The sequence below is a fragment of the Hydrocoleum sp. CS-953 genome (assembly GCF_002260545.1).
GTDB lineage: Bacteria > Cyanobacteriota > Cyanobacteriia > Cyanobacteriales > Microcoleaceae > Trichodesmium.
Genome location: NZ_LGSU01000765.1, coordinates 1 through 4,566, shown reverse-complemented (window position 1 = coordinate 4,566; position 4,566 = coordinate 1). Strand labels below are relative to the sequence as shown.

Below are 4,566 nucleotides of genomic sequence, written 5' to 3'. Positions count from 1 at the left end.
GAAAATAACCTAGAGTTAACCAGTTCTCCAGAACGCTCGGAAACACAAATAGTTAGTTTGTTAGGAGGTAATATTGTTGATACCCTCAGTGCAGACAGAAATTTAGCATTAGCAAATGTGGCAAGTACCGCTCTATTTAGTAACATCCAACAGGATATTATTGAAGCGACGGGATTAAGTGAATTTAGAATATTTCCTGCGACTATTCCTAAAAGTGGCTCCCAACGTGCTTCTAGTTTGGGTTGGGGTCTAGAAGTTGGTATTGACGTAACTAATAAACTGGGAGTATCCGCGACTATACTTGATGCAACAGAGTTGTCTTTGGACTATGAAATTAATGATAAAGTGCGCCTCCGTGGAGGTAGTAATTTCGATGATAATGCTGTGTTGTCAATTCAGTATGAGACTAGATTTTAATTTAGCATTTAGCAACTTTTGTGCTTAATATTTGTGGACGGGCAGGATGCCCATCCCCCTTCACTTTGGGAAAGCATTATATCAAAAAATTCACTTGCAATAGAAGTGTTATCAGAAACCGGGTTTATGAGAGACGGATGTCAGTCTGGTAGGGCATCTAATATAAACCCGGTTTCTATACTTTCAGAAGATACTTATATCATGTTCGGTTGAATAATTAAAGCTCGTAGTAGGGCTTCAGCCCTATTTACAGTTAGGGCTGAAGCCCTACTACAAACAAAAACTTTTTTTATCACTAATTATCCGGACATGATATTACTCTTTTTTCGGGAAATGTTTATTGACTAACTGCAAGGATGTCGGTAAAATATTCGTCAGCGTTTTAGTAAGAGAAAATTATGAACACAAAATTGGCTCATTCTATGCTTCCACAAGCAAATCACGATGAGTTGGCACGACAAAACTTTGTCAGAAGTTTAAGAAACTATCTGTCTAGCAAAATGCGACATAACTTAAAGTTGCTTTACCAAGAAACTGTCAAACCCCAATTTGAAAAAGAAAATCAACGTTCCCCTAAAAATCGTTATGAAATTCGGCAGGGGATGCAGCAACAACAATACTATAAGTGGTACAGTAGCTGCAAACGTACTACCCAAGAAATGATGTGGGAATCAGCAGTTACTACAGTCGAACGTCAATTACCAGAATTAGTAGAACGAGCAAAGGATGAAGCAGTACCCTTGGGAACACTTACCCTAAACCCGGAATTAAAAATTCCTACCTATCAAACTGTTGTAGATACTCATTGTATGCCAGGAGGATATAACGGCGAATACACTCAAGATGATATATCTGCTGGTGCTATCTATGATTTTGGAGTTCATATTGCCATGAGAAACCCTGAGTCTCTTCGCGATGTCAGAGGTCAGACAGTTATCCATAAATTCTTGAAGCAGCAATACCCAAATTTTCAGCCTGCCAAAATTCTAGACATGGGTTGTACAGTAGGTGCTAACACTTTGCCTTATGTAGATGCTTACCCAAATGCTGAAGTTTATGGTATCGATCTAGCTCCTGCAATATTACGCTATGGTCATGCACGAGCAGAGTATTTAGGAAAACGAGTGCATTTGAGCCAACAGAATGCCGAGAAGACTAACTTCCCAGATGAATCATTTGATTTGGTGGTAAGTCATATTTTCCTACATGAAATACCTGTGCCAGCAATTAGAAATGTTTTCCGCGAAAGTTATCGTTTATTAGCTCCAGGTGGAATAATGATACATCAAGATGCACCTTTGTATCGCGATCTAGATTTATATACTGCGTTCGTCTACGATGAAGAAACAACTAATAATAATGAACCCTTCTGGAGTGCGATGCGAGATTTAGATTTAGTAGCTGTAGCACGAGAAGCAGGTTTTTCCAGAGATAGTCTCATTGAAACACTGCTCGAACAAAATAATGGCAGACAGTCATTCATTATTGTTGGTACCAAATTATGAGTTACGCACCTAAACAAGAAACCGGGTTTATTGTCTTGAACGTTGTTTTTCAGGAAATTTCGTTGATAAACCCGGTTTCTGCGCAAGTCCTGTAAATAAAAAAGACAAACAAAAAAAAAGATGATTCCTAAACAAGCAAAAGGTAAACGACCAGTTTATTTAGATAACACAGATAACGATAAATTACTGGCAATAATAATGGCATTAGCAGGAGAAGTTTCTGTATTGCGGGAACGCGTAGATACCATTGAAAAATTAGTAATAGCTAAAGGTATTATTTCCTCCGAAGACATTGAAAATTATCAGCCAGATGCACAAGTAAATGAGGAGCGGGAGCAATGGAGGGCTGAGTATATTGCTAGAATACTAAGAGTATTGGGTTAATTAAAAGGCATCTCGATCAAAAAGGGAGTAGGGAGTAGGGGGAAAGAATTGATAGTTTATGAGCAATAATTGATTTTATTTTTTATTATTGGAGGTATCTAATATCATGTTCGGTTGAATACTTATAATTAAGGCTCGTAGAATTGCTCTAGCCCTAACTGTATATAGGGCTGAGAGCTATTCTACAAACAAACACTTTATTATAAGTGATTATCCGAACATAATATTAATAATTTTTGAGGAAACGGAAAAACTACCATTACAATGGGAGCAACCGATCTAGTGAAGCGTCAAGATGACAACTAAATCAACTGTTCATCAGGGAAAAAGTATTTTAATTTCCCCCAGTGTAATCCTTGCTCAGTCGCCAATATTGATGGAAAGTTGGTCTTCCCCAGGTGCGGTTTGTGACCAGTGCTATGCCATTGGTCAAAGCATTGGTAGAAGTACCTATGGCATATTCAGGGAATGCCTTTGGTTGGATAGCATAAGTATCGGGATCGCCACTGACTGGAACCAATATCCAAGACTGCAACTCACTTTGGCTGAGGCGTTGCAAAGTTACAATCTTATCAACCCCTGGTTTTGCAGGTGCTTGGAGATACAATTGCTCCTTAAAGGTGACATCTTTCTCCCAGTTTTGGATGCGGTAAGTTCCATCACTCTGCTTGGACAAAACCCACAGGTGTCCTTGGTATCCGGCATTAGTATTAGGAGGATCTTGGTTCCAAAGATGCACATAATCGTTGACATTGGGATTGTAACCTATAGCTTGCATATAAGTGCCAGTAACTTGGTGAATAAACATCCAGGTACCGGAAACATTCTCTGGGCGTATCATGGGAACATCCTCCTCGGGATAAATTGGGGGTAGTGGTGGAGCTGAAAATGGTACTGTAATTTTGACTGTCTTACCGCCAACGACTTCTCCATCGGCGATGACATCGAGAGAGCCGTTGAATATCTGGGGCTCACTGGTACCGGACACAGTGCCTACCCAGGACACATCAAAGGCAAGTTCATGGTCTTGGTCTCTGCTGAGGGAACTGTAACCCGTGACAGGTGCAATCGCTTGTACAAAAGGTTTTGTGGCACCGCTTGCTACCAGGCGCACGTTCCCGATCTCAGCGATCTGTGCTATCAACTCAGTCTCGATCTGCTGAACAACCGTATCTTCATCGACACCTTGGATCGGTTTGCCACCCGTGGCATTGGCTATCCTGGTGGCTTGTCCGGGGGTTCCCCCAGGCTCTCCGCACTTAGACTTGTACGCGGTTGCTCTCGTTTTCGGATCATCGTCTAGCCCAGCCGGGGCACGATAGTTGGTGCTCATAGACAGTGCCAGCACCTTAATCTTCTCTGCAACTAACTTAGCAGTGAGTGATGCCTCCGTGATGTCGTAGGATAGGTTCGAGATTTCCTTGCATACTGCGTCGTGACCAGCGGCATCACCAAACCAGACGATGACACGCTTGGCATCGGCACGCCAACCAATCTGGCCTCCAGGTGATTCGGCCACCTGATCTAGCCCATAGAATTGAGCTTCAGGAGTATCTTTACCGGGGGTGGTCGTCCAGGCATCGATCGCCGCTTTGACGGTGGTGATATCGGCGCTCAAGCTACACTGGTTCTTGAAGGCGTAGGGATGCTCATCGTCAACCGGAGCCGGAAAGTCCTTGTAGTCGCCAACCCCGAACCAGACATCAGATCCTAGGGACTGAATTCTGGTTAGGATCTCCATGATGCCGCTTTTGACTGAAGCGATAGCTGTCCTCATGCTACCGGTTGTATCGGCGAGAAAATAGACATCTAGTTTGGGGACTACCTCAGATTTCGGAATTTTGACTTTCACCACTTCTGACAACGTCTGACTTTGGGACAAGGTTAGATCATTGGTCGCTGGTGAAACCTGAACAGGTAAACTCATTAATATAACTTCCTTGGAAGTAACTTGCTGCTTGAGACTAGCTTTTTGCTATCTAACGTAAGCAGTTTGTTTTTTCTTTCATTCAGAATAATAACATGAATAAAATAATAAACAAGGGTATTACGATAATTTAAGAAAATATTTTTAAGAATATATTTGTGGTATTGTATACTATTTTTTAGTTTTTTGTTTACCAAAAAAAAGGAAACAAGCAAAATGAGAGAAACTTCTAAACCTGTTGTGGAGAAAGTTGCCATTATTGGTGCTGGGCCTGGTGGTCTAGCAACAGCGATCGCTCTGAGAAAACAAGGTATTGATGCCCATGTCTATGAA

General features: G+C 41.6%; 5 protein-coding genes. 4 read left to right on the top strand and 1 reads right to left on the bottom strand.

Annotation, left to right across the window (positions count from 1 at the left end):
* The 3 genes from AFK68_RS09325 to AFK68_RS09315 form a co-directional block, all read left to right on the top strand.
* Window positions 1-417 (top strand): translocation/assembly module TamB domain-containing protein (locus tag AFK68_RS09325; RefSeq protein ID WP_143437727.1); only part of this gene is annotated, 417 nt, incomplete at its 5' end.
* A 398-nt stretch (window positions 418-815) separates the two neighbouring features.
* A complete protein-coding gene (locus tag AFK68_RS09320) occupies window positions 816-1,922 on the top strand; it encodes a class I SAM-dependent methyltransferase (protein ID WP_094672477.1) in 1,107 nt (368 codons plus the stop codon).
* Between the two features lie 120 nt (window positions 1,923-2,042).
* Window positions 2,043-2,306, top strand: coding sequence for a hypothetical protein (locus tag AFK68_RS09315; RefSeq protein ID WP_168186383.1), 264 nt, complete (start codon window positions 2,043-2,045; stop codon window positions 2,304-2,306).
* 334 nt (window positions 2,307-2,640) lie between these two features.
* Here AFK68_RS09315 and AFK68_RS09310 read toward each other — a convergent pair whose 3' ends face one another.
* Window positions 2,641-4,233, bottom strand: a complete 1,593-nt coding sequence (locus AFK68_RS09310) for a hypothetical protein (protein WP_094672476.1) — start codon at window positions 4,231-4,233, stop codon at window positions 2,641-2,643.
* A 216-nt stretch (window positions 4,234-4,449) separates the two neighbouring features.
* On the opposite strand from AFK68_RS09310, the gene AFK68_RS09305 reads away from it, so the two are divergent.
* Window positions 4,450-4,566: NAD(P)-binding protein (locus AFK68_RS09305; protein WP_143437726.1), on the top strand; the 117-nt coding region annotated here is incomplete at its 3' end.